Raw genomic sequence first — 24,342 nt, forward strand, 5'->3', positions numbered from 1 at the left:
GCTACTCTGCTGCAAACGGCTTTAGCGCTGTGCAAGTGTTCACTCGTGAGAGCACCGACGTGTCTCTCATCCAAGGACCAATCAACAGCGGTGCTGTGGAACAAAAATTTCTCCCCGGCGTCAACAACCTTGGAGTAAACATACTCGGTCGAGGAGATGCAGGAGCAATCGGAGGTCTGGTTGGGGCGTCGGATTCGGCTGTACGTAGTCGCAAATGAGCGCGTCAAGATGATGTCCTCAGGTAAGTCTATGGCGGATGATACGAGAAAGAGCCCGTCTGAAGTTGTAAGATTATGTAAGAACGAACTGGCTGCTTCGGGCTTTACTGATCGAAAGGAGAGGACGATTTGGCGGCGGACAAATCTGAAATTCGATGTTCTCAAGTTCGATTTTATTCCACGTGCACGCAGCGAGAAGTGGCGAGTGCCTCCGGGGTCATTCGGTATTGAGCCAAGCTGCCTCTTCCCCTTCCTGCCGCGCGCAGGACATGCGCCAACCGACGGGCTCCAACCCGAAAAGGGTTTTGGCCAGGTCCGCCTATCGATCCGGGACGAAATATCGCAACGAGCAGATAAGGCTCCCAAGATTTGGTGCGCGAGCGACGAAGCTGCCGTAAAGGACGTTCTCGATACCATCAACAATAAGGTTCTTCCGTTCTTCCATCGGTTCGAGGACCCGGAAGAATTGTTCCGAACCCTTCTCGAAGATGAAGACGCCATTGGTCGTGAGGGCATCTGGGATTTCGGCAAGAAGCGATCTCCAAAGCGCCTTCTATACACGGGATTTGCCGCAATCGAGTGTGGCAAGTGGGATTTGGCAGTTTCCAGTCTGCTATCCTGCAAAGAGAAGGTTATGGAAATTCCGGAACCTGTAGGCCGATCGGTTCAGACGGAATACGTGCCTTACATTGAAGAGGGGATAGACTGCGCCAAGAACAAGTGCGCATGGAATTACGGTGCGGTGACACCGGTGGGGGTATTACGGTGACCTTGTTGGACTGCACCCCTGAAGTGAGCCACGATAATTCCAGTGACTGCGCTCAGGTGCATATCGCGCTGCCCGTCTGCAAGGTCGGCTCTCTGGAGCAGGGATTGCGCGCGCATCGCCCGCGGCGACTGGCTAGCCGCGTTTCAAGTGTGCAATGATGGCATACTACCACTGTTTTGCCCGACGCATCAAGCGATATTCGAAAAAGACGAAATTTCATCGATCTGAATCGGCGCCCACGGGCGGCGCGGCTGGTCACGAAAGCTAACCCGCTCCGCGGATGCGGCGGGCCTTTCCGCTTCGCGGGCGATTTGCCCGACGCTGCAATGACCTAACCGAGTAGCCCCAGTGCCGGCGAGCAATCGCGCTTCTACTGTGCATGGGGTTGTTTTTCATTTTGCAAGCACCGCATCATCATGCTGTCGGAAGGCCGCCTCGTGAACCTCGGCAACGCGATGGGCCATCCGTCCTTCGTGATGTCGGCGTCCTTCACCAACCAGACGCTGGCGCAGATCGCGCTGTTCGCCAAGTCGGACCACTACCGCTACTGAGACGCTGGTTCTATTGATCTCGACGCAAAGCCCCGGAGCGATCCGGGGCTTTTTTGTTTCGGCGCATGGAATTCAACTGCCGTCGCAGTTTCTGCACGGCCGATTGCCGATTGACGGCCAGCAGGGGCGGGCGGACAATCCCCGGTGGCGGAGGAAACAATGCAACAAGAACATTTCGACGTGCTGATCGTCGGTGCCGGTCTGTCCGGCATCGGCGCGGGCTATCATCTTCAGAGCAAGTGCCCCACCAAGAGCTACGTCGTCCTGGAGGGGCGCGATTGCATCGGCGGCACCTGGGACCTGTTTCGCTATCCCGGCATCCGCTCCGACAGCGACATGTTCACGCTCGGCTATTCCTTCAAGCCTTGGACGGACCCGAAGGCGATCGCGGACGGGCCGCAGATCCTGAACTATGTGCGCGAGACCGCAGCCGAGAACGGCATCGAGAAGCACATCCGCTTTCGCCATCGCGTCAAGCGCGCGTCCTGGTCCACGCCGGATGCGCGCTGGACCGTCGAGGCCGAGCGGATCACGGGCGAGGGCGCGACGGAGCTTGTGCGCTTCACCTGCAATTTCTTATTTCTGTGCCCGGGCTATTACAAATACGAGGCGGGCTACACGCCGGAGTTTTCGGGCGTTGCGGATTTCGCCGGCCGCATCGTGCATCCGCAGAAATGGACCGAGGACATCGACTACGCGGGCAAGCGCGTCGTCGTGATCGGCTCGGGCGCGACCGCGGTGACGCTGGTGCCGGAGCTCGCCAAGAAGGCCGCGCAGGTTACCATGCTGCAGCGCTCGCCGACCTATGTGGTGTCGCGCCCCGCGCAGGATCCGTTCGCCAACAAGCTGCGCCGCAATCTTCCCGCGCGGCTGGCCTATCATCTGATCCGCTGGCGCAACGTGATGTGGGGGATGTTCTTCTTCCAGCTCAGCCGGCGTCGGCCTGCGAAGGTGAAGGACCTCATCCTCAAGGGCGTCCAGATGGCGCTCGGCCCCGACTACGACGTCGCGACCCATTTCACGCCGCGCTACAATCCCTGGGACCAGCGGCTGTGCCTCGTGCCTGATGGTGACCTGTTCAAGGCCATCCGCGAGCAGCGCGCCTCCGTCGTCACCAGCGAGATCGACGCGTTTACGCCCGGAGGCATCCGCCTCAAGGACGGCAGCGAGCTTGTGGCCGACATCATCGTGACGGCGACGGGGCTGGTGCTCCAGGTCGTCGGCGGTCTCGAGATCAGCGTCGACGGCCGCGCCGTCGATTTCGCCAAGACGCTGACCTACAAGGGCATGATGTATGCCGACGTGCCGAACATGGCGTCGGCCTTCGGCTACACCAACGCGTCCTGGACGCTGAAATGCGATCTCACCTGCGAATATATCTGCCGGCTCATCAACTACATGGATCGGCACAATTTCCGCCAGTGCATGCCGCACAACGACGATCCCACCATCACCGCGCAGCCGTCACTTGATTTCACCTCGGGCTACGTGCAGCGCTCGGTCGCGAAGATGCCCAAGCAGGGCTCGAAGCAGCCGTGGCGGCTGTATCAGAACTACGCGCTCGACATTGTGTCGTTGCGCTTCGGCCGGATCGACGACGGCGTGATGCAGTATTCCTGATCGTCACCGTCGTCTGCACGTCGTGATCGCGAGAGCGAGCACCACGCCGCCGCCGCCGATCCCGAACAGGACCAGATCGTCGCCGCGGGTCTGCACGTAGATCCAGGAGACGCCGTAGGCTGCCGCCGCCTGGAATAACGCAAAGCTGGTGGTGGCGTGGCTCCATGTCGCGCACTGCCGTGCCCCGGCTGAAGAAGCAGTTTGCGCTGCTGCAGAAGAGCGTCACGGCGCGCTGAGCCGCTGCGCGCCTGGCAATGCGTTGTTTTGCGTATACGGCCGCAGGGGTGAATCGGCGATGGTTCCGGAACGGTTAACGCCGATTTAACGGATGAGTCCTAGCCTGTCTCGGCCGGGGTTACTCGCAAGGCCGAGGTGAGCCCAATGGAAGCCCAGAAGATCGCGGTCGACGCCGTCGTCGCGCTGACCGATTGCGACCGCGATGCCGTCATCGCCTTCATCCGTCGGCTCTATCTCGCCGGCGTGACCGACCCCAAGCGCCTGACCTTCAAGGGTCTGCAGGCGCTGTCGCGGGCGTGACACCCGCGCCCACCATCAAATCTACTTTGCCCCGACGGTTGGATCGCTGATTCGGATCGAGGTGACGCGGTCCTGCCGCACCTCGAATGAGAACGGCCATGGCCCATAGGTCCAGAGCTCAGTCTTATCGAGTCCGCTTGGGCCGACATGGAACGGGCTTCCGAGCTGCGCCAGGAGTTTCTCCGTGGCGTCGCCGAGATTGATTTGGTTGAAGCTGTAGCCGGCGACTGGCGCCTCGCCGCTGATCTGGAGCGCGATGACGCGGTTCGCCTTCAAGGTTGCGGCGAGATAGGGATGCTGATCGGCCTTGCCGAGGAAGTACACGTAATTTGTGACGTCGTTCGCGGGCGGCAGCTTGCGGTGCGGCTCGCCGAGCACGGCCTTGAGTGATTCCTCCGAGATGCCAACGCCGAGCGCCCCCATGCGCTGACAGGCGAAGCTGAGCAAATCAGGATCGGGCGGGGCAACGCGCTTACCGGCTTCGACCTTGCAGGCGAATCCCTGCCCGGCCCGCAGCCACTGGCCGCGGAGCGCCGGATCCGGCGTCTTGCCCTGCTGCGGTCGCGGCGAAGCGCCCTGACCGTTCACAGATGCGGACATTCCAAGCAGAAACAGCGCGAGCGCGCAGCCCGCCAACAACCGCCAGATCCCCAAGACGCACCCCGACTTCCCAACCCGTTGGACCAGGATAACATGCCGGGAACCGGCCGCAACGTCGGGATTGACGTGGAGGCAGCCGCGATTTGTAATTGTGCACGGCACGGCTCGGGACCGCCCCAATCACAACCTGCGGAACAGCCTCAGGATGCACGCCAATATCTTGCCGCTCGGGCCGGCTCGGAGTAGATGACGTCCCCGGCTGGGTTACTCGGGATTTGGGGAAATGCTGAAACAGCTTTTTGCACCGCAACTTGTCATTTTGTATGTGCTTGCGGCTTCGACGATCTACGTTCACTTCCGCGGCAAGCAGCGACTGCGCTTCGCGCGCCAGCTTGGCGATCACTCGACCTATCTCGCCCCCTACAATGTGCTGATGTATGCAGGCTCGGCCGTGCCGAACAGGCCTGTGATCTCGGTCGAGCAGTTTCCGGAGCTGAAGCCGCTCAGTGAGAACTGGGAGACCATTCGCGACGAGGCCGTGCGCCTGTTCGACGAGGGCTTCATTCGCGCGGCTGCAAAGAACAACGACTGGGGCTTCTACTCGTTCTTCAAGAGCGGCTGGAAGCGGTTTTACCTGAAATGGTATGATGATTTCCTGCCGTCGGCGAACACGCTGTGCCCGCAGACGGTGGAGCTGCTCAAGTCGATCCCGAGCGTGCATGGCGCGATGTTCGCGATGCTGCCGCCGGGCGGCAAGCTGGGCGCACACCGCGATCCCTTCGCCGGCTCGCTGCGCTATCACCTCGGCCTCGTCACGCCGAACTCGAACAAGTGCCGCATCCTGGTCGACGGCGTCGAATGCGTCTGGCGCGACGGCGAGGCCTTCATGTTCGACGAGACTTTTATCCACAGCGCGGAGAATGCGACCGACGTCAACCGCATCATCCTGTTCTGCGACGTCGAGCGTCCTATGAAGTACGGCTTCATGACCGCGATCAACCGCTGGGTCAGCCATCACATCGTCAAGGCGTCGGCAACGCAGAACGTCGACGGTGAGAGTGTCGGCGTGCTCAACAAGGTGTTCGGCAAGCTCTACGAGATCCATCTCGGCAGCCGCAAGGTCAAGGAGTGGAACCGCAACGTCTACTACACGCTGAAATACTCGCTGACGGCACTGATCCTCGGCCTCATCGTGTTATCTGCGCTGCGGTGAAGTCGGTGCGTAGGGTGGATTAGCGAAGCGCAATCCACCATTCGATGTATCAACAATTGGCGCTTCCCGCGTGGCGCGATGCGTTGGCGGATTACGCTGCGTTAATCCGCCCTACGAAAAACCCCGGAGCAAGCTCCGGGGTTTTGTTTTTGTAGACCTCGCCGTGAAGTCACACCGGCTTGGCGCCGGTGTTGATGATCGACCCCACATGCTGGCCGCGTAGCGCCGCTGTGATGCGGCCGGGAACGAGGCCGTTGACGACCTGCACGTGCGCAATGTGCCGTGCGTTCGCCATCACCTCCAGCAGCGCGGGATCGAACGGCAGCGTGCCCTTCAGCTTTGCGAGTTCGGCAAAGCCGGTCTCTTTCAGTAGCTCCGCTTTCTTGCCATCGGCGCCATTCGGGTCGGTGGTGTAGACGCCGTCGACATCCTCCACGATCGTGAGGCCGGCGGCGCCGAGCGCATCGGCGAGCAGGAAGGCGCCGGTGTCGGCCCGATGCAGCGGGATACGCGAGGTCGGGAACTCATGATGGTGATAGGGTGGGAAGGCGCTACCGACGACCGCGCGCGCTGCCTGGAGATGGATCGCGAGCTGGCTCGCGATGGTGGGATGCTCGACATAGGAGACGCCTTCGGGCGCGAGCAGGCTCGCGAGGATATGACCGTTCTGGCCGGCCTCGCTGGCCGCGAGCGGCGCCAGCGAGCCGACGGGAAGGCCGAGGTCAAGGCCGACGCTGTAGAGATGGCGGGCGCGGATGCCGGCGCCGGTCAGGATCAGCAGGCGATGCTCCGGCAGCAGCGCGCGCAGCTCGTCGACGAGCGGAAGGATCGCCTCGTGACCGCGATCCATGATGCGGCCGCCGATCTTGATGACCTGTAGCCAAGGCAGCAGCTTGATCGGGCGGTTGCCGGCAACGGGGCGGGTGAGATTGCCGTCGAGCAGGGTCTGGCGCGCGAGCGGCGAGGCGACGTGCTTGATCTGGTTGGTGTCAGCCATGACGATGCTCTCTTCAGCTCGCGGTGATGATGGTGCCGACATGCTCGCCCGCGAGCGCGCGGGTGAGATTGCCGGGCACGAGGCCGTTCACGATCTGCACTTCGCGGACGTGGCGCGAGGCGGTGAGCAGATCGAGCACCGGGAATTCCAGGATCGAATCCTGAAGGCCCTTGGCCTTCATCTCGGCCACCGAAATCTTCGGGATGAAGGTGGCGTTCTTCGACGTCTTGGGGTTCGCGGTGTAAAGGCCGTTCTCGTCCTTCACATAGATCATCGCCTTGCAACCGAATTGCTCGGCGACGAGGAAGCAGCCGGCGTCGGTGCGGTAGGGCGGAATCACGCCCTCGGCGGCGGGTCGCATCCAGAGGCTATAGGGCGGCATGCCGCTGAAGATCACCGCGTTCACTTCGGCAAGGAACAGCGGCACGGAGGAGAGCCCGGCGCTGGAGACGGCGGAGATGCCGTGCTTGGCAAGCAGCTGCCCAAGCATCGCGGCGTTCTGATCGGCGACGGAGGCGCCGAGTTGCGACAGCACGCCGGCCGGCAGGCGAAGTCCGGCCGCAATCGAATAAAGATGCCGCGCGCGGGTGCCGGCGCCGGTGCCGATCAGGAGCTTATGCGCCTTGCGGGCCGCGACGATCTCTTCGACCACAGGATACACCGCGGCGCGGCCGCGATCGATCATGCTCTGGCCGCCGATCTTGATGACGGTTGCATCGGGGAGGATGCGGAAGTCCGAAGCCTTCTCTGCTGCTGCGACAAGCTGTGGGTCGGTGAGCGAGCGCTGCATCAGCAGCCCTTCAAGCTCGGTGGTTGTGGTCGACATCAGAGACATCCTCATTGTCAATGCGTTCTCTACGGCGGACGCTCCGGCCCTGACCGAGGCACGAGTCTTGCTGGATAGTTCGGCCCATGGCAACAAGATTGCCGCGATTTAGTAGCCCAAAATGGAGCAGGCGATGGCCTCCTTGCCGACCGCGAACACCGAGATAGCGCAGTTCTTCCGCCAGTGGCTGGAAACCTTCTCAGGCTATGTCCGCGAGGTCGACTACGCTTCGGCACGACCGCTGTTTCATCCTGACGTGCTCGCCTTCGGCACGCATAATGATGTCATCCCCGGCCTCGATCAGTGGGTCACCACGCAATGGAATAACGTCTGGCCGAAGACGAGCGACTTCCGCTTCGTGCTCGACCAGACCGCGATTCTGGCGTCGCCGGATGGCACCATGGCAACCGTGATCGCGCCGTGGACGAGCACGGGTTTTCATCCCGACGGCAGTTCGTTTCCGCGGCCGGGGCGGGCGACCATGGTGTTCTCCAAAACTGCCGACGGTTGGCTGTGCGTGCATTCCCACATGTCGCTCAACCGCGGTGTGCCGCAGACAAGCCACGCCAACCGGCCGGTGAAGGCCTGGTAGAAATGCGAAAGGCCTCGAACGCGTTCGGGGCCTTTCGATTTCGGGATGTCCTGCGCCTACTCCGGCTGTCCGATCGACACCTTCAGCGTGCCGACGCCGTCGACGCCGCATTCGAGCTTGTCGCCGGGCTGGAGCTGCGACACGCCGGCCGGCGTGCCCGTCATGATGATGTCGCCGGCGGCGAGCTTCACCTGCTGCGAGAGCTGCCAGATCGTCTCCGGCACGTTCCAGATCATCTGCTCGAGGTCGCCGGTCTGGGCTTCCTTGCCGTTCACCGTGAGCCAGATCTTGCCCTTGGAGGGGTGACCGATCTTCGAGGCCGGCTGCACTGCGGAAGCGGGCGCGGAGCCGTCGAACGACTTGCCGATCTCCCAGGGACGCTCCTTCTTGCGCGAGGCGATCTGCAGGTCGCGGCGGGTGAGGTCGATGCCGACGGCGTAGCCGTAGACATGGTCGAGCGCCTTGTCGGCAGGAATGTTGAGGCCGCCGCTCTTGAGCGCGACGATCAACTCGACCTCGTGATGAAAGTCCTTGGTCAGCGGCGGATAGGGGATGGTCGCGCCATCGGGCACCAGCATGTCGGCGTGCTTGGCGAAGAAGAACGGCGGGGCGCGCTCGTCATTGCCCATCTCGCGGATGTGCTCGAGATAATTGCGGCCGACGCACCAGATGCGGCGCACGGGATAACGGCCGCTCTCCCCGACGACGGGAAGGGAAGCCTGGGGCGGAAGCGGGATGACGTAGGAGGCGGCGTTCATGGAGCGGTCTCGCTGCTCTTGGTGGGGTGAGGGGAACTCTATGCGGTTGCGCTGATCGGCGCCAGAGCGCCGGCGTCGTGATGTTGCAGGCGGAAGAACGAGGCGTAGCGGCCGGAGCGGCGCAAGAGCTCGTCATGGCGGCCCTGCTCGACGATCTCGCCGCCCTCGACCACCAGGATCGCGTCGGCGTGCATGATGGTGTGCAGGCGATGCGCGATCACGATGGTGGTGCGGTTCTGGCAGAGATGCTCGATCGCCTCCTGCACCTGCTTCTCGGATTCGGAATCGAGCGCGGCGGTGGCTTCGTCGAGCAGGATGATCGGCGCGTTCTTGATCAGCGCGCGCGCCACGGCGATGCGCTGGCGCTGGCCGCCGGAGAGCTGCGTGCCGTGCTCGCCGACCGGCGTGTCGTAGCCGAGCGGGAAGCTCATGATGAAATCATGCGCGCAGGCCGCCTTGGCGGCGTCGGTGATCTGGTCTTCGGTTGCGCCCGGCTTGCCGAAGGCGATGTTGTTGCGGATGGTGTCGCGGAACAGATAGACGTCCTGGCCGACATAGGCGGTCTGCGCCCGCAGCGATTTGCGGGAGACCGCGCCGATCGACTGGCCGTCGATCACGATGTCGCCTTGCGTCACCTCGTAGAAGCGCAGCAGCAGCGAGAGTACCGTCGACTTGCCGCCGCCGGAGGGACCGACCAGCGCGGTGACCTTGCCGGGCTCGGCAACAAAACTCATCCGGTTGAGCACGATCTCGCCGTTGCGATAGGAGAAGCTGACATCGCGCAGCTCGATCCGCGCATCGGACAGTTTCAGCGCCGGCTTGTCGTCGTCGGAGTGCTCGCTCGCAGGGCTGTCGACGATCTCGAGCAGCATGCGCGCGCCGACGAGCTGGCTGTTGAGGTCGATGTTGAGCCTTGCCAGCCGCTTGGCGGGCTCAGTTGCCATCAGGAAGGCGGTCATGAAGGAGAAGAACGCGCCGGGCGTGGCGTTGAGCGCGACCACGGAATAGCCGCCGTACATCAGGCAACCGGCGACCGCAAAGCCGCCCAGCATCTCCATCAGCGGATTGGAGCGGTTGGCGACGCGGGCCATCTTGTTGGCGTTGCGCTCGACGATCGCGATGTTCTCGTCGATGCGCTTCTGCATGGTCTCTTCGAGCGTGAACGCCTTGACCGTGCGGATGCCTTGCAGCGATTCCTGCATCGTCTCCATGATGTCGGCGGTGCCGGTGAACTGGTTGTAGGCGAGCCCCTTGATGCGCTTGACCAGCTTGCGCAGCACCAGCATCGCCGGCGGCACCACGACGAGGCCGATGAACGACATCACCGGATCCTGCCACACCATTACGCCGATCATGGCGAGCAGCATCAGCAGATCGCGCCCGATCGCGTTGACCAGCATGTTGAGCACGTCGGTGATGGACTTTGCGCCGGCCGTGAGCCGTGCCAGGAATTCGGACGAATGCCGTTCGGAGAAGAAGCCGATGCTCTCGCGCATCAGTTTTGCGAACAGCTGGCGCTGGTTGGTGGCGAGGATGGCGTTACTGATCTTGGTCAGGATCACCATGTGGCCGTAGGTCGCCACGCCCTTGATGAAGAGCAGGATCACCGTGATGCCTGAGAACATCGCGATGCCCGGGATGTTCTTGTCGACATAGGCCTGGTTGATGACCTGGCCGAGCACATAGGTCGCGCCCGCGGTCGATCCGGCGGCAAGCGCCATCAGCGCGAAGGCGACGAGGTAGCGCCGCCAGTAGACGACCCCCTGTTCCGTGACCAGGCGGCGGATCAGGGCCGCTGCCGCATAGGGATCGTCGGTGATTTTCTTTGGAAACTGGGCCATCCGTAGTCCATTGACGGCACAGGGAAAAGCCTGCCCGCGCGTCAGGGATCGAACGGCCTCTGTGCCCGCTAAAGCCGGGCTTTTCAAGCCCAATTAAGGGCTTGCGTCTGGATGGAATCTAGGCCGAGGCGGCGTGGCGGAGCTCGCCGTGGCGCTCGCGGTACAGCTTGTCCTCCCAGGCCAGCGCGTGGGCCGCGATAGTCTCGAGGTCGTCATATTGCGGCTTCCAGTCGAGCAGGCTGCGGATGCGGCTGGTGTCGGCGACCATGGTCATGATGTCGCCGGGCCGGCGCGGAGCATACTGGACGGCGAAGCTGCGGCCCGACACCCGGCGCACGGCGTCGATGGTCTCCAGCACCGAATAGCCGCGGCCATAGCCGCAATTCAGCGTCGTCGAGGCGCCGCCATTGCGCAGGTAAGCCAGCGCCGAGCGGTGGGCCTGCGACAGGTCCGTGACGTGGATGAAGTCGCGAATGCAGCTGCCATCCTGGGTCGGATAGTCGGTGCCGAACACGTCGATCTTGGCGCGCTGGCCGGTTGCGGCTTCCACCGCGATCTTGAGCAGATGCGTGGCGCCGACGGTGGCCAGGCCAATGCGCGCCTGCGGATCGGCACCCGCGACGTTGAAGTAGCGCAGAGTCACATACTGCATGCCGTAGGCGGCAGCGACATCGTGCAGCATGATCTCGGTCATCAGCTTCGACGAGCCGTAGGGCGACAGCGGCCGCGTCGGCGCGTGCTCGGGCACCGGCACCAGGTCCGGATTGCCGTAGACGGCGGCGGTCGAGGAGAAGATGAAGCGGCCAATGCCGCGCTTCACCGCCACGTTGAGCAAATTGCGCGCGGTCATGAAATTGTTGCGGTAATAGCCGAGCGGATCGCGCATCGACTCCGGCACGACCACCGAGCCCGCGAAATGGATGATGCTCTCGATGTTGTGCTGGGCGATCACGCCTTCGAGCAGGTTCTCGTCGCCGGCGTCGCCAATGAACAGCGGCACGCCTTCGGGCAGATAAGCCGAGAAACCGGTCGAGAGATCGTCGATCACGACGACGTCCTCGCCGGCTTCCGCCAGCGCCAGGACCGTGTGACTTCCGATATAGCCGGCGCCGCCGGTGACTAGCACAGTCATGATCTCACCCGTCTTCGATCAACGCGGGATGCTAGCGTCTGCGTGGTGAAGAGGGGGTATCGGCGGCCCTGAACTGGTCACTATGCTTAATGTTGCGTATAGGGGGCTTTCGAAACGGAGCGTGACGTGGCGAACTCCCCCGGCGATCTCGAAGTGATCGTGCCAAATCTGCACAGGCGCTATTCCGGGGTCACCGCGACCAACCGGATGGTGGCGCCGCGGCTGGCAAAGCTGTACCGCGCCGCATGGTTCGGCTCCGACGCGCCGAAGGGGATATCGCGCCTGAGCGCTGCCGGTCTACTGAAACTGTGGCGTCGCAAGACGCCGCTGATCTGGCACGCCCGGCGCAACAACGAGATGATCGCAGGCGTCGTGCTGCGCGCGCTCGGCTGGCCGTTCAAGCTGGTCTTTACCTCGGCGGCGCAGCGGCATCACAGCTGGATCACGCGCTGGCTGATCCGGCAAATGGACGCGATCATCGCGACGTCGGACATCTCGGCGTCGTTCCTGAAGGTGAAGGCGACCGTGATCCCGCATGGCGTCGACACCGACGTCTATGCGCCGCCGCCGGATCGTGCCGCGGCCTTCGCGGAGGCCGCGCTGCCAGGCCGCTACGCCATCGGCTGCTTCGGCCGCGTGCGTGCGCAGAAGGGCACCGACGTGTTCGTCGATGCGATGTGCCGCTTGCTGCCGCGCTATCCGGATTTCACGGCCGTCATCGTCGGCCAGGTCACGGCAGAGCAGACGCCCTTTGCGAACGACCTGAAGAAGCGCATCGAGGCCGCCGGCCTGCAATCGCGCATCGTCATCACCGGCGAGTTGCCGATCGAGGCGGTGCAGCGCTGGTATCAGCGGCTGACGATCTACGCCTTCACCTCACGCAACGAAGGCTTTGGGCTGACACTGATCGAGGCGATGGCGGCGGGTAGTGCGCTTGTTGCCTCCCGCGCTGGTGCGGCTGAGTTGGTGGTCGATGACGGGGTGACGGGCGTGCTGATCCCGACTGGTGATGTTGATGCGTTGGCGGCCGCGTTAGACCTGCTGATGCAGGATATCGCTGCTGCAACCGCGATGGGCGAGCGGGGACGCCAGCGCGTGCTCGCAAAGTTCAGCCTCGATGCCGAAGCGGCGCGGATCGGCGAGGTCTATGGTTCGCTGAGCTGAAGCGCCTCTTGCAGGTCTGCAAGACAAGAATCGCGAAAACAACCCCATGCACAGTAGCGGGGGCCAGTAGAATCAATGATTTGACCATGGGGGATTGCATGCTGCGGATTTTACGAAATCAATTTGACTCGTCGGGCAAAACACTGGCATGATGTCATCATCGGCGAAGCCTCCACGGCCTCACGTCTCCGCCCTTACCCCCGTTTCCCTCAGCACCCTTTCCGCAATCCCCACCACCTCGCTCGCCGCGATGTCCCGCATGCACCGGTGGTCGTTCATCCTGCAGATCGTGCTCTGGCACGGCTGGCACGACAGCACGCTCTTGTCCTGGACGACGGTGGCAGCAAGGCCATTCAACGGAGCCCAGAGGTAGGGGCTGGTCGGGCCGAAGATGCCCATGGTGGGCGTGCCGAGCGCGGCCGCGATGTGCATCAGGCCAGAATCGTTGGAGATAGCGACGCCGGCTGCGGCCATGGCCAGCACGCCGTTGCGCAGATCGTTGCCGGTGAGGTCGCGGACGCCAAGGCTACCAGCGGCGACGATCTCCTGGGCGAGACCCTTTTCTCCGGGGCCGCCGACCACCCAGACCTCCAGGCCGCGCTCGACCAGCAGGCGGGCGGCTTCGGGATAGGAGGTCCAGCGCTTGGAGACGCCGACCGAGCCGGGGGCGAGCGCGACGGCAGCGCCGGCGCTGAGGCCGTTGGCCTGCCGCCAGCGGACGATCTCCTCGGCCGGGACGCGCAATTGCGGCACCGGCCATTCCGGGGGCAGGGGGGCGCCATCGGGCTGGGCCAGCGCGGCGTTCTTGTCGATGAAGCGGGGCAGCTTCTTCTCGCCCCAGCGCCAGCGGTTGAGCAGGCCGAACCGGAACTCACCGACGAAGCCGACCCGTTCGGGGATGCCGGCCAGCGCGGGCGCAATGGCCGCCTTCCAGGTCCGGGGCAGCACCAGGGCGGTGCCGTAGTTTCGCTCGCGCAGGAGCTTTGCCAGGGCGAACTGGCGGCCCACCGCGAGCCGGCTGCGCGGCAGGTCCCATACGATTCCCTGGCGTACGCCGGGCATGTAATCGACCAGCGGGGCGCAGAGCGACGTCGTGAGGAGATCGACCGGCCGGTTGGGCCAGCGCTCTTTGAGGACCCGGACCACGGTGTGATTCCGGACGAAATCGCCGATCCACATGTAGGGAACGATCAGGATCGGGCGGGTGTCGCTCCGATCTGCATCTCTACTAAGTTGCGAATCTATGTTCATTCGTTAATAGGACCGGGGCGCGCTGATGTGGCGGTTCGGTTAGCCGCTCCGGGCCGGCAGGTAAAGCCGCTCCAAGCGCCGAGCCCAAAACCGCTTACACTTTGGCGGATCATGCGCTAGGGCAGGACCGGGCCGCAAAATTCGGGCAGGGATTACGGAATGTTGCTGGTGACCGGCGGGGCCGGTTTTATCGGATCGAATGTCGTGGCCGCGCTCAATGACGCTGGCCGCAGCGACGTGGTGGTGTGCGACCTGCTCGGCAGCGAGGGCAAGTGGCGCAACCTCGCCAAGCGCCAGCTTGTGGATATCGTCCCGCCGACCGAGTTGCCCGACTGGCTGAAGGGCCGCAAGCTCGATGCTGTCGTCCATCTCGGGGCGATTTCCGAGACCACCGCCACCGACGGCGATCTCGTGATCGAGACCAATTTCCGCTTCTCGATGCGCCTCTTGGACTGGTGCACGGCGAACGCGGTGCCGCTGATCTACGCCTCTTCGGCGGCGACCTATGGCGACGGCGAGACGGGCTTCGGCGACGACGCTTCGCTGCCGGCGCTGAAAAAATTGCGGCCGATGAACCTCTACGGCTGGAGCAAGCACCTGTTCGATCTCGCGGTCGCCGGGCGCGCAGCAAACGGCGATCCGCTCCCGCCGCAATGGGCGGGCCTGAAATTCTTCAACGTGTTCGGCCCCAACGAATACCACAAGGGCACGATGATGAGCGTGCTGGCGCGCCGGTTCGACGACGTCAAGGCGGGCCGCGTCGTGCAATTGTTCAAGTCGCACCGCGAGGGCATCGCCGATGGTGACCAGCGCCGCGATTTCATCTATGTCGACGACGTCGTGCGCGTGATCATGTGGCTGCTGGCGACGCCGTCGGTGTCCGGCCTGTTCAACGTCGGCACCGGCAAGGCGCGCAGCTTCAAGGACCTGATGCTGGCTGCCTATGCCGCGCTCGGCACCAGGCCCAACATCGACTATGTCGACATGCCCGAGAGCATCCGGGGCAGCTACCAGTACTTCACCCAGAGCGAGGTCGATCGTCTCCTCCGCGCCGGCTATAACGGCGGCTTCACGACGCTCGAGGATTCGGTGAAGGCCTATGTCGTGGATTATCTCGACCGGCCCGACCGCTTCCGCTGAGGCTTTTTGATCATGGCGACGCCCATTCTCGATTTCGATTCCCTCGCGCAAACCATCAGTGGCCGTACGGTGCTCTGCATCGGCGACATCATGCTGGACGAGTTCGTCTATGGCGAGGTGTCGCGGATTTCGCCGGAAGCGCCGACGCCTGTGATCGTGGCCCAGCGCAGCGAGATCCATATCGGCGGCGCCGGCAACGTCGCGCGCAATGTCGCCTCCCTCGGTGCACGCTGCATCTTCGTCGGCCTCGTCGGCGAGGATGATTCCGGCAAGCGGCTCGCCTCGGCGCTGGCCGAATATGGTGCAATCGAAAGCGTGCTGGTGTGCGATCCGTCGCGGCCGACCACGCGCAAGGTCCGTTTCGTCTCCGAGCATTTTTCCACGCATATGCTGCGCGCGGACTGGGAGCAGGCGGCGCCCGCCTCCGACGCGGTCGAGACCGCGCTGATCGACGCCATCCTGCCGCAGATCGCGCGCGCCGACATCGTGCTGCTCTCCGACTATGCCAAGGGCGTGCTGACCGCGCGCGTGATCCGTCACACCATCGATGCTGCGCGAAAGCTCGGCAAGCGCGTGATCGTCGATCCCAAGAGCCTGAACTGGGCGATCTATCGCGGTGCCACGCTGCTCACGCCCAATCGCAAGGAATTTGCGGAAGCAACCCGCAGCCGCGCCGACACGCCGCAGAGCATCGTCGATGCCTCAGAGGACGTGATGCGGCTGGCCGATTGCGAGGCGATCCTGGTCACGCAAGGCGAGCACGGCATGACGCTGGTGCCGCGCACAGGCGATGCCGTTCATGTTCCGGCTGTCCCAGTGAAGGTGCGCGACGTCTCCGGCGCCGGTGATACCGTCGCCGCCGCACTCGCGGTCTCGCTTGCCGCAGGCGCGGATTGGGATACGGCGCTGCGCATGGCCAATGCGGCTGCTTCCGTGGCCGTCGGCAAGCAGGGCACCGCGAGCGTGAGCGCGGCCGAGCTGCGGCGAAAGATCCTGCCGCACGCCTATCTTGCCGCCGAGGAGAAGATCGTGCTCGAGCCCGGCGCGCTCGAGGCGCAGCTCGCCGAATGGCGCCGGCAAGATTTGCGCGTCGGCTTCACCAATGGCTGCTTCGACATCCTGCATCCCGGCCACGTCAAGGTGCTGACGGCGGCGCGCGGCGCCTGCGACCGCCTGATCGTCGGCCTCAACAGCGACGCCTCGGTGCGCCGGCTGAAGGGCGCGGATCGCCCGGTCCAGGACGAACGTGCGCGCGCGGAAGTGCTGGCAGCGTTAGAGGCCGTCGATCTCGTCGTCATCTTCGAAGAGGACACGCCGATCGACCTGATCACGCGCATCAAGCCCAGCGCGCTGGTGAAGGGCGGCGACTACACCCGCGAGCAGGTGGTCGGTCACGAGGTCGTCGAAGCCGCGGGCGGGGTGGTCGTGCTGGTCGACATCCTCCAGGGCTTCAGCACGACCGCGCTGGTCCATCGCGCGCGGGGAGGGGGTCAGTGACGGGTCAAGTGACGGCGCTGGCCCGGGAGACGACCCTCCAGATGCTGTGGCGGCGCTTTCGCAGCCCGGCGGCCTGGAGCGAGACGGTCGACCTGTTCGCGATCCTGACCGTGGCCTCGCTGCCCTGGTCGACCTCGCTCGTGGCGATTTTCAACGCCGTGTTCCTGGTCTGCATGGTGCCGTTTCTCGATGTCCGCGCGTTCGCGCAATCGCTGAAGCGGCCGATCTCTGCGGCGCCGATCGCGCTGTTCGTGCTCGCGCTGGCGGGCACGCTGTGGTCGGACGCGGCCTGGGGCGCGCGCCTCTATGCCGTGGGGCCGACCGTCAAGCTGCTCGTGCTTCCCGTTCTGCTCTACCATTTCGAGCGGTCGCCGCGCGGCAACTGGATGTTCATCGCCTTCCTGGTGTCCTGTGCGCTGCTGTCGGTGATGTCGTGGCTGGTGGCCTTCTACCCCGGCCTGTCGCTGAAACCGGGCGATGATCCCCTCGAGCGCGGCATCTTCGTCAAGAATTACATCGACCAGAGCCAGGAATTCACGCTGTGCGCGGTCGCGCTCGCCTATCCCGTGATGATGCTGTTGCGCGAGAAGCGTTATTGGCTCGCCGGCCTGCTCACGGCTCTGGCGCTGAGCTTCCTGGTCAATATGGCCTTCGTGGTGGTCTCGCGCACCGCGCTCGTGACCGTGCCCATCATGCTCGCCGTGTTCGCGCTGCTGCATTTGAGGTGGCGCAGCATCGCCATCATCTGCGTTGCCCTGATCGCCGGCGCCGCCGTTGCCTGGCAGGCCTCACCGCAACTGCGCAAGACCGCGGACACATTCTCCCGTGACTATCGGCTCTACATGGAGGAGAACGTTCCGACGTCGATGGGCGAACGTCTCGAATATTGGCGGCATTCAGCACAGTTCTTCGTGCAAGCTCCGCTTGCGGGACATGGGACCGGCTCCTCGCAGGGATTGTTCGAGCGGGCCGCCAAAGAGCCGTCATGGGTTCCAGGCGTCAGGGTCTTTCCGAATCCGCATAACCAGACGCTGCACGTCGCCGTGCAGTGGGGCGTCATCGGCATCGTCGTTCTCTACGCGATCTGGATCGCTCATTTCCTGCTGTTTCGCGGCGACGGCTTTGCGAAATGGATCGGTTTGCTGGTCGTGGTCCAGAACGTCTTCACCTCGCTGTTCAACTCCCATCTGTTCGATTTCCACGAGGGCTGGATGTACGTCATCGGCGTCGGCGTCGCCGGCGGCATGGTGATCCGGGGACAACAGGCCGAGGCGAAGATGGGGGAAGCCGGTTCCTGAACGGCCGCGCGGCTGGCAAGTCTTGTTAAGATGGGTTATCAGCGCGGTCAGGTTGCACCCAACGGGATATTCATCGGTCGGCGGATGACGCGTCTTTCGCATCTCACTTTGCGCAATTTCATGATCGCGCTCCACGACCTGCTGGCGACCGCGGCGGCGCTGTTCACGGCGTTCTATCTGCGTTTCGAGGGCGGCGAGGGCTTCTACGACCGCCTGCCGCTGCTGCTCCAGATCCTGCCTTATTTCCTCGCCTTCAGCGTGGTCGTGTTCTTCGTCTTCAACCTGACCACGACGAAATGGCGCTTCATCTCGCTGCCCGACGCGCTGAACATCATCCGCGTCGCAACCGTGCTGACGGTGGCGCTGCTCGCGCTCGACTACATCTTCGTCGCCCCCAATGTCCGCGGCGCCTTCTTTCTCGGCAAGGTGACGATCGTCCTCTACTGGTTCCTCGAGATCGCTTTCCTCAGCGCGCTGCGGATGGCCTACCGCTATTTCCGCTATACGCGGGTGCGGCGTCACGCTCGCACCGAGGATGCCGCGCCGACGCTGCTGATCGGCCGCGCCGCGGATGCCGAGGTGCTGCTCCGCGGCATCGAGAGCGGGGCCATCAAGCGCATCTGGCCGGTCGGCGTGCTGTCGCCGTCGAGCTCGGATCGCGGCCAGCTGATCCGCAACCTGCCGGTGCTCGGCGGCATCGACGATATCGAGGACGTCATCGGCGACTTGGCCAAGCGCAACAAGGCGATCGCGCGCCTCATCATGATGCCGTCGGCGTTCGATCCGGAGGCGCATCCGGAATCGATCCTGATGCGGGCGCGCAAGCTCGGCGTCATCGTCAACCGCATGCCCTCGCTCGAGAGCGGCGATACGCCGCGCCTCACCGCCGTCGCGGTCGAGGACCTGCTGCTGCGGCCGAGCGAGAAGATCGACTATGCGCGGCTGGAAGCGCTGATCAAGGGCAAGGCCATCATCGTCACCGGCGGCGGCGGCTCGATCGGTTCGGAGATCTGCGAGCGCGTCGTCGCCTTCGGCGCCGCGCGCCTGCTGATCGTGGAAAATTCCGAGCCGGCACTCTACGCGGTCACGGAAGCGCTCGCCGCGCACGGCGCACTTGCCGAGATCGAGGGACGGATCGCCGACATCCGCGACCGCGAGCGCATCATGCGCCTGATGGCCGAGTTCAAGCCCGACATCGTGTTCCACGCCGCAGCCCTCAAGCACGTGCCGATCCTCGAGCGCGACTGGAGCGAGGGCGTCAAGACCAACATCTTCGGCTCGATCAACGTGGCCGATGCCGCGCACAGCGCCGGTGCGGGAGCCATGGTGATGATCTCGACCGACAAGGCGATCGAGCCGGTGTCGATGCTCGGCCTCACCAAGCGCTTCGCCGAGATGTACTGCCAGGCGCTCGATCATGACCTTGCGGCCGGCAGCGGCGGCGGCAAGCCGCCGATGCGGCTGATCTCGGTCCGGTTCGGCAATGTGCTGGCCTCGAACGGCTCGGTGGTGCCGAAGTTCAAGGCCCAGATCGAGGCCGGCGGCCCCGTCACCGTGACCCATCCCGACATGGTCCGCTACTTCATGACCATCCGCGAGGCCTGCGATCTCGTCATCACCGCAGCGACGCATGCGCTCGGAACGCAGCGTCCCGACGTCTCGGTCTACGTGCTCAACATGGGCCAGCCGGTGAAGATCGTCGATCTCGCCGAGCGCATGATCCGCCTCTCCGGCCTGCAGCCCGGCTACGACATCGAGATCGTGTTCACCGGCATGCGGCCGGGCGAGCGCCTGCACGAGATCCTGTTCGCCTCCGAGGAGCCGACCCGCGAGATCGGCGTTGCCGGCATCATGGCCGCCCAGCCGAACGAGCCGCCGATGCAGACGCTGCGCAAATGGATCGCGGCGCTCGAGCAGGCGATCGCGCGCGACGATCGCGCCACGATCAAGACCATCCTGAAGGATGCGGTTCCGGAATTCGGGTCGACCGCGGCCTGACCATGCAGTCCCATGGCAAGGTCTTTGGCAAGGTCGTCGTCGCGAGCCAGCACTACCCGCCGGATCCGAGCACGACCGCGGCGATCATGGCCGAGATCGCCTGCCGTCTCGCCGCGGAGCACGAGGTCGTGGTGCTGTCGGGCTCGCCGGGTGCGCTCCCGGCCTCGCAGACCGGTCCGGGCAAGCCGCGCGTCGTGGCCGTCAGGAACCGGATGGCGGGCAAGGCGGCGCTGCTGCGGCGCGGCGCGTCCGAACTGCTGTTTGCGGCGCGCATTTTCTTCGCGCTGATCCGGCAGCTCAAGGCGGGGGACGTCGTGCTCACCGTGACCGCGCCGTTCATGCTGCCTTACGCCGTTGCCGCAGCGGCGTGGCTCAAGGGTGCGCGCTCGGCGCTGATCTTGCACGACCTGTTCCCCGACGTGCTGGTGATGGCGGGACTTCTGAAGCCCGGCTCGATCGTGGCCCGGACGATGCGCGCCGCCAACAGCCTGATGTTCCGCGCGCTCAATGCCGTGATCACCATCGGCCGCGACGCCGAGGGGCCGCTGCTGAGCTATTCCGGGATGCGGCGGAACAAGATCCGCTTCATCCCGAACTGGGCGACGCTCGTGCCCGCGCTGCGCCCGTTGTCGCCGGACAATCCATTCCGAACAGCGCTCTCCGCGCGCTTCGTCGTCGGCCTGTCGGGCAATCTCGGCTTCACGCATGATCCCGAGATCGTGTTCGAGGCGGCGCGGCTCCTGAAGGGCGAGCCGGACATCCACTTCCTGCTGTCCGGCTGGGGCATCGGCTTCGCGCGGCTGAAGCAGTTGCAGGCGGACGCAAACCTCTCCAATGTCTCCTTCGTGGGGCGCGTCGAGGATGCCGAGCTCGAGGCGTTTCTGGCGTCTGCCAATCTCTGGATCATTCCGTACCGGAAGGACGTTGCGGGGGTGTCGGTACCGAGCCGGTTCTACAATCTGCTGGCGGTCGGCCGTCCCGTGGTGCTGGTCTCCGAGCCGGAGGCCGAGGCCGCGTTGACGGTGGTGGAGAACGGGCTCGGCTGGGTGGTGACGCCGGGCCGGGCCGATCAGCTCGCAGACGCGATCCGTGCGGCGTCCCGATCCGACGACGGCGCTCTTGCCGAACGCGCGGTGAAGGCGGCTTCGAAGTTCGACCGGACGACCGCGATGAACGCCTATGCCGGGCTGATCGATGAATTGCTGCGCAACCCCGACCTCTCGGAGCGACGATGAACGAGCGCAAGCCGGTTGTGCTGGTCACGGGAGCGAGCGGCTTCGTCGGCCGTCATGTCGCGCCCGCGCTGGCGAGCCAGGGATGGTCGGTCCGCCGCGCGGTCCGCAGCCCGGAAGGCAAGGACGACGAGGTCGTGATCGAGACGATCGGTCCTGAAACCGATTGGCAGGCCGTGCTCGATGGCGTCGACGCCGTCGTCCACCTTGCCGCGCGCGTGCATCACAAGCACGAGGAGCACGCGGTCCAGCTCTACCGCAACGTCAACATCGCCGGCACGCTGCACCTGGCGCGCTCCGCGGCGACGGCCGGCGTGCGTCAGTTCATCTTCGTCAGCACCGTTCTCGTGCACGGCCGCAGCAATGAGGGCCGCGCACCGTTCAGCGAGGACGACATCCTGACGCCGCGCGGCCTCTACGGGATGTCCAAGGCCGCGGCCGAGGCCGGCTTGAGGACGCTCGCGCGCGACAGCACCATGAGGATCTCGGTGATCAGGCCGCCGCTGGTCTACGGCGCCGGCGCCAAGGGCAATTTTGCGCTGCTGACACGTGCGGTGAATCTGGGGCTGCCGCTGCCCTTTGGCGCGATCCACAATCACCGCGCCTTTCTGGCCGTGCAGAACCTCTCGTCGTTCATCCTGCGCCGGCTCTCTCACCCGGATGCGGGGAGCAATTTCGAGATCTTCCTGGTTGCCGATAAAGAGCAGGTCTCGACGCCCGAATTCATCGCACGCCTGGCCAAGGCATCCGGCAAGAGCCCGCGGCTGTTCGGCATGCCGCCACACCTGCTCAGCACGCTTCTCAGCGTGCTCGGCCGGCAGGACACGCATGACAGCCTGATCGGCTCGCTCGAGCTCAACGTCTCCAAGGCGATCGCAACCGGCTGGCAGCCGCAGGTCTCGCTCGACGAGGGCTTGCGGCTCGCCCTGATGGCTCAGGACGCCTGAGGGCGGGAGAAGCGGCGCAGCACGAAGCCGATCGCGATCGCGCCGGCGAGCAGCGAGACGATCGTGATGGCCATCGCGCCGGCGCGGACGGTGACGATGGCGAGCCCCGCCAGCACGAGATTGAGCGCGAACACATCGCCGATCACGCGGCGGACGGTGAAGCCGTTGTCGGTCGCGCGCTGATAGAAATGTGAACGGTGCGCCGACCAGAACTGTTCGCGGCGCGCGATGCGGCGAAACAGCGTGATGGTGGAATCGGCGAGATAATAGGCCGGCAGCAGCAGCGCCGCGGCCGGCTGTCCGTGCCAGGCGAGCTCCAGCAAACACCAGCCGAGCAAGAGGCCGATCGGCAGGCTGCCGACATCCCCCAAGAACACTTTTGCCACCGGCTTGTTGAACGGCGCAAAGCCGAGCGTGGCGCCGCACAGGGCCGTGGCGAGCAGCGCGGCCGGCCACGATAGCTCGCCGAGCCAGCCCAGCAGCAGCAGCGCTGCGGTGACCGGCACCACTTCCGCCACCGTCATCAGATCGAGCCCGTCCATGAAGTTGACGAGGTTCACGAACCAGATTCCGGCGAAGAGGATGAGGCTGCGCTCCAGGGCGAGCGGCATCGCAGGCACGATGCGTGCGGTCTCGGGCGCGGTGAACACGACCGCGCCGACGCAGGCTGCTTGCAGCACGAGTCGCACCGGCACCGGCAGCGACACGATGTCGTCGGCGAAGCCGACCAGCGCGATCACGATCGTTGCAATGACCAGTACCGGCGGGATCGCGACATGCGCCGAGGCCCCCCACGCGGCTGCGACGACGAGCGTCGCCGATATCACCGCGATGCCTGCGCCTTGTGGGGTCGGGATACGGTGCGAGGACCGTGCATTCGGCCGCGCCAGCGCATAGCGCTGGAGCAGGGGACGGCTGGTCCAGGTGATGACGGCCGATATCAGCGCGGCGATCGCAACGGCAAGCAGCGAGGGCATGACGGCGAGGGCGTCGGTGGCCGGGCTCACTCCGGCACTCCGAGCGGCGCCGAGCCCTGCGCGGCCTTTTCCGCGCTGAGGATCCAGACGAGGCCGCCGAACGCGCCGACGATGAAGGAGACTGCGCCGAACAGCAGCGAGATGTTGACGCCTTCGTTTGGCGCGAGCCCGGCGAAGCCGAAGGCGAGGCCCATGGTCGCCTCGCGCACGCCCCAGCCGGCGATCGAGATCGGCATCAGGGTGATCAGCATGACCGGCGGAATCAGCAGGAAGACCTGGCCGAAGCTGACCGGGGCGGCGATCGCCTGCACCACGCACCAGGCGATGACGACGGCGAGCACGTGGACGGCGAACGACAGGATCGCGATCGCGGGCCCGCGCCGGGCGTTGAAGATCACGCGGTTCGCGATCACGGCGCAGGCATGGATGTGGTGGGTGGCCCACCAGGTCTTCAGCCACCGCCATTTCAGCGCACCGAAGACCAGGAAGCCGATGCCGCCCGCCAGCGCCACGGCGTCGAGCAGCAGCAGCGCCGAGCGTCCGTGCGGATCGGTGATGAGCTGGTAGCTCCAGGGCAGGCTCGCGCCGATGACGATCGCAAGCGCGACGAGGCCGATGGCGCGATCGACGAAGATCGAATAGGTGGCTGCACGCCATCCGGCGCCGGCGCGCGCGACCAGCCACAGCCGGACGGCGTCGCCGCCGATCGCGGACGGCAGGGTCTGGTTGAAGAAGGAGCCGATCACGTTGTAGCGCATCGCGCGGCCGAGCTCGAGCGGCGCGCCGCATTCGGCGCTGACCTCGCGCCAGCGCAGCACGCCGACGAAGATCTGGAGGAACGTGACCGCGATCGCCATGGCGATCCAGAACAGGCTGGTCGCAGTGAAGCGCGACAACAGTTCGGTCAGATCGACCTTGCGCAGCGCCAGATAGAGCAGCGCTCCGGAAATCAGGATCTTGGCCGTCGACAGCAGGATTCGGCGCATCTCGCCCGCATGATCAGGGTTTGCGAAGATTGAGGCAACCCGACGCGAGGCGCCGAATTCGGCCGCTTTGGTATGGTTTTGGCGTCGATCTTGCAATAGCGGTTAATAGGGAGCGGTCATAAGGAGCGGTCATGAACGGCCGCGGGGCTATTGCGCCCCCCGCGATACCGGCTAAAGAGGCGGCGTGGGCACAGGATC

The 24,342-nt window shown here is 64.8% G+C and carries 21 protein-coding genes and 2 pseudogenes; 13 read left to right on the top strand and 10 right to left on the bottom strand.

Translation table 11 applies throughout. From position 1 onward, the window contains the following. Positions 1-249 precede the first annotated feature (249 nt). The 3 genes and pseudogenes from AC1RR3_RS10130 (at position 250) to AC1RR3_RS10140 (ending at position 3,158) form a co-directional block, all read left to right on the top strand. Entirely contained in the window at positions 250-987 is a 738-nt protein-coding gene (locus AC1RR3_RS10130) for a hypothetical protein (RefSeq protein ID WP_492821958.1), read from the top strand. Between the two features lie 401 nt (positions 988-1,388). Next, a pseudogene (locus tag AC1RR3_RS10135) lies at positions 1,389-1,535 on the top strand (adenosylhomocysteinase); the annotation flags it as partial. Between the two features lie 162 nt (positions 1,536-1,697). After that, complete coding sequence (locus tag AC1RR3_RS10140) at positions 1,698-3,158, top strand: flavin-containing monooxygenase (RefSeq protein WP_492821960.1); 1,461 nt, start codon at positions 1,698-1,700, stop codon at positions 3,156-3,158. A gap of 3 nt (positions 3,159-3,161) precedes the next feature. On the opposite strand, the pseudogene AC1RR3_RS10145 reads toward AC1RR3_RS10140, so the two are convergent. Further along, positions 3,162-3,329 (bottom strand): annotated as a pseudogene (locus AC1RR3_RS10145) (YbfB/YjiJ family MFS transporter); the annotation flags it as partial. Between the two features lie 210 nt (positions 3,330-3,539). Here AC1RR3_RS10145 and AC1RR3_RS10150 point away from each other — a divergent pair. Beyond that, positions 3,540-3,695, top strand: coding sequence for a hypothetical protein (locus tag AC1RR3_RS10150; RefSeq protein ID WP_014493894.1), 156 nt, complete (start codon positions 3,540-3,542; stop codon positions 3,693-3,695). A 21-nt stretch (positions 3,696-3,716) separates the two neighbouring features. On the opposite strand, the gene AC1RR3_RS10155 is transcribed toward AC1RR3_RS10150, so the two are convergent. Further along, positions 3,717-4,295 carry a hypothetical protein gene (locus AC1RR3_RS10155; protein WP_492821964.1) on the bottom strand — a complete coding sequence of 193 codons (579 nt, stop codon included), beginning with the start codon at positions 4,293-4,295 and terminating at the stop codon, positions 3,717-3,719. A gap of 283 nt (positions 4,296-4,578) precedes the next feature. On the opposite strand from AC1RR3_RS10155, the gene AC1RR3_RS10160 reads away from it, so the two are divergent. Next, positions 4,579-5,508, top strand: coding sequence for an aspartyl/asparaginyl beta-hydroxylase domain-containing protein (locus AC1RR3_RS10160; protein ID WP_492821966.1), 930 nt, complete (start codon positions 4,579-4,581; stop codon positions 5,506-5,508). A 169-nt stretch (positions 5,509-5,677) separates the two neighbouring features. Here AC1RR3_RS10160 and AC1RR3_RS10165 read toward each other — a convergent pair whose 3' ends face one another. Further along, positions 5,678-6,505 (bottom strand): amino acid kinase family protein, encoded by an 828-nt coding sequence (locus AC1RR3_RS10165; RefSeq protein WP_492821968.1) that lies wholly within the window; start codon positions 6,503-6,505, stop codon positions 5,678-5,680. 13 nt (positions 6,506-6,518) lie between these two features. After that, positions 6,519-7,331 carry an amino acid kinase family protein gene (locus AC1RR3_RS10170; protein WP_492821970.1) on the bottom strand — a complete coding sequence of 271 codons (813 nt, stop codon included), beginning with the start codon at positions 7,329-7,331 and terminating at the stop codon, positions 6,519-6,521. Between the two features lie 133 nt (positions 7,332-7,464). Between AC1RR3_RS10170 and AC1RR3_RS10175 the strand changes: the two genes are divergently transcribed. Continuing rightward, positions 7,465-7,923: a YybH family protein gene (locus AC1RR3_RS10175; RefSeq protein ID WP_492821972.1), complete on the top strand. Its 459-nt coding sequence runs from the start codon at positions 7,465-7,467 to the stop codon at positions 7,921-7,923. 56 nt (positions 7,924-7,979) lie between these two features. Here AC1RR3_RS10175 and AC1RR3_RS10180 read toward each other — a convergent pair whose 3' ends face one another. The 3 genes from AC1RR3_RS10180 to galE all read right to left on the bottom strand — a co-directional run bounded on the left by AC1RR3_RS10180 (position 7,980) and on the right by galE (position 11,654). Then, the gene (locus AC1RR3_RS10180) at positions 7,980-8,681 is read right to left on the bottom strand and encodes a fumarylacetoacetate hydrolase family protein (protein WP_008144139.1); all 702 of its coding nucleotides are present in this window, start codon (positions 8,679-8,681) and stop codon (positions 7,980-7,982) included. 38 nt (positions 8,682-8,719) lie between these two features. Beyond that, the gene (locus AC1RR3_RS10185) at positions 8,720-10,522 is read right to left on the bottom strand and encodes an ABC transporter ATP-binding protein (protein ID WP_492821974.1); all 1,803 of its coding nucleotides are present in this window, start codon (positions 10,520-10,522) and stop codon (positions 8,720-8,722) included. Between the two features lie 118 nt (positions 10,523-10,640). Further along, positions 10,641-11,654, bottom strand: coding sequence for a UDP-glucose 4-epimerase GalE (galE, locus tag AC1RR3_RS10190; protein ID WP_492821976.1), 1,014 nt, complete (start codon positions 11,652-11,654; stop codon positions 10,641-10,643). Between the two features lie 126 nt (positions 11,655-11,780). On the opposite strand from galE, the gene AC1RR3_RS10195 reads away from it, so the two are divergent. Next, positions 11,781-12,818, top strand: a complete 1,038-nt coding sequence (locus AC1RR3_RS10195) for a glycosyltransferase family 4 protein (protein WP_492821978.1) — start codon at positions 11,781-11,783, stop codon at positions 12,816-12,818. Between the two features lie 180 nt (positions 12,819-12,998). Here the strand turns inward: AC1RR3_RS10195 and waaF are convergent, their stop codons facing one another. Next, positions 12,999-14,069 carry a lipopolysaccharide heptosyltransferase II gene (gene waaF / locus AC1RR3_RS10200; protein WP_492821980.1) on the bottom strand — a complete coding sequence of 357 codons (1,071 nt, stop codon included), beginning with the start codon at positions 14,067-14,069 and terminating at the stop codon, positions 12,999-13,001. 159 nt (positions 14,070-14,228) lie between these two features. Between waaF and rfaD the strand changes: the two genes are divergently transcribed. From rfaD to AC1RR3_RS10230, 6 genes are all read left to right on the top strand, one after another. After that, positions 14,229-15,209 (top strand): ADP-glyceromanno-heptose 6-epimerase, encoded by a 981-nt coding sequence (gene rfaD, locus AC1RR3_RS10205; RefSeq protein WP_492821982.1) that lies wholly within the window; start codon positions 14,229-14,231, stop codon positions 15,207-15,209. 12 nt (positions 15,210-15,221) lie between these two features. Next, complete coding sequence (gene rfaE1 / locus AC1RR3_RS10210; protein WP_492821984.1) at positions 15,222-16,706, top strand: D-glycero-beta-D-manno-heptose-7-phosphate kinase; 1,485 nt, start codon at positions 15,222-15,224, stop codon at positions 16,704-16,706. A gap of 8 nt (positions 16,707-16,714) precedes the next feature. Next, on the top strand, positions 16,715-18,004 hold the full coding sequence (locus AC1RR3_RS10215; protein WP_492823133.1) for an O-antigen ligase family protein: 1,290 nt from the start codon (positions 16,715-16,717) through the stop codon (positions 18,002-18,004). A gap of 84 nt (positions 18,005-18,088) precedes the next feature. Then, on the top strand, positions 18,089-20,002 hold the full coding sequence (locus AC1RR3_RS10220; RefSeq protein ID WP_492821986.1) for an SDR family NAD(P)-dependent oxidoreductase: 1,914 nt from the start codon (positions 18,089-18,091) through the stop codon (positions 20,000-20,002). A 2-nt stretch (positions 20,003-20,004) separates the two neighbouring features. After that, complete coding sequence (locus AC1RR3_RS10225) at positions 20,005-21,237, top strand: glycosyltransferase family 4 protein (protein ID WP_492821988.1); 1,233 nt, start codon at positions 20,005-20,007, stop codon at positions 21,235-21,237. Continuing rightward, on the top strand, positions 21,234-22,181 hold the full coding sequence (locus tag AC1RR3_RS10230) for an NAD-dependent epimerase/dehydratase family protein (RefSeq protein WP_492821990.1): 948 nt from the start codon (positions 21,234-21,236) through the stop codon (positions 22,179-22,181). The genes AC1RR3_RS10225 and AC1RR3_RS10230 overlap by 4 nt, the downstream gene beginning before the upstream one ends. Here AC1RR3_RS10230 and AC1RR3_RS10235 read toward each other — a convergent pair. Both AC1RR3_RS10235 and AC1RR3_RS10240 read right to left on the bottom strand, forming a co-directional pair. Continuing rightward, positions 22,169-23,188, bottom strand: coding sequence for an MraY family glycosyltransferase (locus tag AC1RR3_RS10235; protein WP_492821992.1), 1,020 nt, complete (start codon positions 23,186-23,188; stop codon positions 22,169-22,171). The two genes, AC1RR3_RS10230 and AC1RR3_RS10235, sit on opposite strands and share 13 nt — an antisense overlap. Next, positions 23,185-24,144, bottom strand: coding sequence for a lysylphosphatidylglycerol synthase transmembrane domain-containing protein (locus tag AC1RR3_RS10240; protein ID WP_492821994.1), 960 nt, complete (start codon positions 24,142-24,144; stop codon positions 23,185-23,187). The genes AC1RR3_RS10235 and AC1RR3_RS10240 overlap by 4 nt, the downstream gene beginning before the upstream one ends. Positions 24,145-24,342: the final 198 nt, after the last annotated feature.

Source organism: Bradyrhizobium sp. GW821-FHT13H05, assembly GCF_058804065.1.

Coding starts and splice junctions, on each gene's coding strand:
- AC1RR3_RS10130 (WP_492821958.1), top strand. CDS start 250: ATGGCGGATGATACGAGAAAGAGCCCGTCTGAAGTTGTAAGATTATGT.
- AC1RR3_RS10140 (WP_492821960.1), top strand. CDS start 1,698: ATGCAACAAGAACATTTCGACGTGCTGATCGTCGGTGCCGGTCTGTCC.
- AC1RR3_RS10150 (WP_014493894.1), top strand. CDS start 3,540: ATGGAAGCCCAGAAGATCGCGGTCGACGCCGTCGTCGCGCTGACCGAT.
- AC1RR3_RS10155 (WP_492821964.1), bottom strand. CDS start 4,295: ATGTCCGCATCTGTGAACGGTCAGGGCGCTTCGCCGCGACCGCAGCAG.
- AC1RR3_RS10160 (WP_492821966.1), top strand. CDS start 4,579: ATGCTGAAACAGCTTTTTGCACCGCAACTTGTCATTTTGTATGTGCTT.
- AC1RR3_RS10165 (WP_492821968.1), bottom strand. CDS start 6,505: ATGGCTGACACCAACCAGATCAAGCACGTCGCCTCGCCGCTCGCGCGC.
- AC1RR3_RS10170 (WP_492821970.1), bottom strand. CDS start 7,331: ATGTCGACCACAACCACCGAGCTTGAAGGGCTGCTGATGCAGCGCTCG.
- AC1RR3_RS10175 (WP_492821972.1), top strand. CDS start 7,465: ATGGCCTCCTTGCCGACCGCGAACACCGAGATAGCGCAGTTCTTCCGC.
- AC1RR3_RS10180 (WP_008144139.1), bottom strand. CDS start 8,681: ATGAACGCCGCCTCCTACGTCATCCCGCTTCCGCCCCAGGCTTCCCTT.
- AC1RR3_RS10185 (WP_492821974.1), bottom strand. CDS start 10,522: ATGGCCCAGTTTCCAAAGAAAATCACCGACGATCCCTATGCGGCAGCG.
- galE (WP_492821976.1), bottom strand. CDS start 11,654: ATGACTGTGCTAGTCACCGGCGGCGCCGGCTATATCGGAAGTCACACG.
- waaF (WP_492821980.1), bottom strand. CDS start 14,069: ATGAACATAGATTCGCAACTTAGTAGAGATGCAGATCGGAGCGACACC.
- rfaD (WP_492821982.1), top strand. CDS start 14,229: ATGTTGCTGGTGACCGGCGGGGCCGGTTTTATCGGATCGAATGTCGTG.
- rfaE1 (WP_492821984.1), top strand. CDS start 15,222: ATGGCGACGCCCATTCTCGATTTCGATTCCCTCGCGCAAACCATCAGT.
- AC1RR3_RS10220 (WP_492821986.1), top strand. CDS start 18,089: ATGACGCGTCTTTCGCATCTCACTTTGCGCAATTTCATGATCGCGCTC.
- AC1RR3_RS10225 (WP_492821988.1), top strand. CDS start 20,005: ATGCAGTCCCATGGCAAGGTCTTTGGCAAGGTCGTCGTCGCGAGCCAG.
- AC1RR3_RS10230 (WP_492821990.1), top strand. CDS start 21,234: ATGAACGAGCGCAAGCCGGTTGTGCTGGTCACGGGAGCGAGCGGCTTC.
- AC1RR3_RS10240 (WP_492821994.1), bottom strand. CDS start 24,144: ATGCGCCGAATCCTGCTGTCGACGGCCAAGATCCTGATTTCCGGAGCG.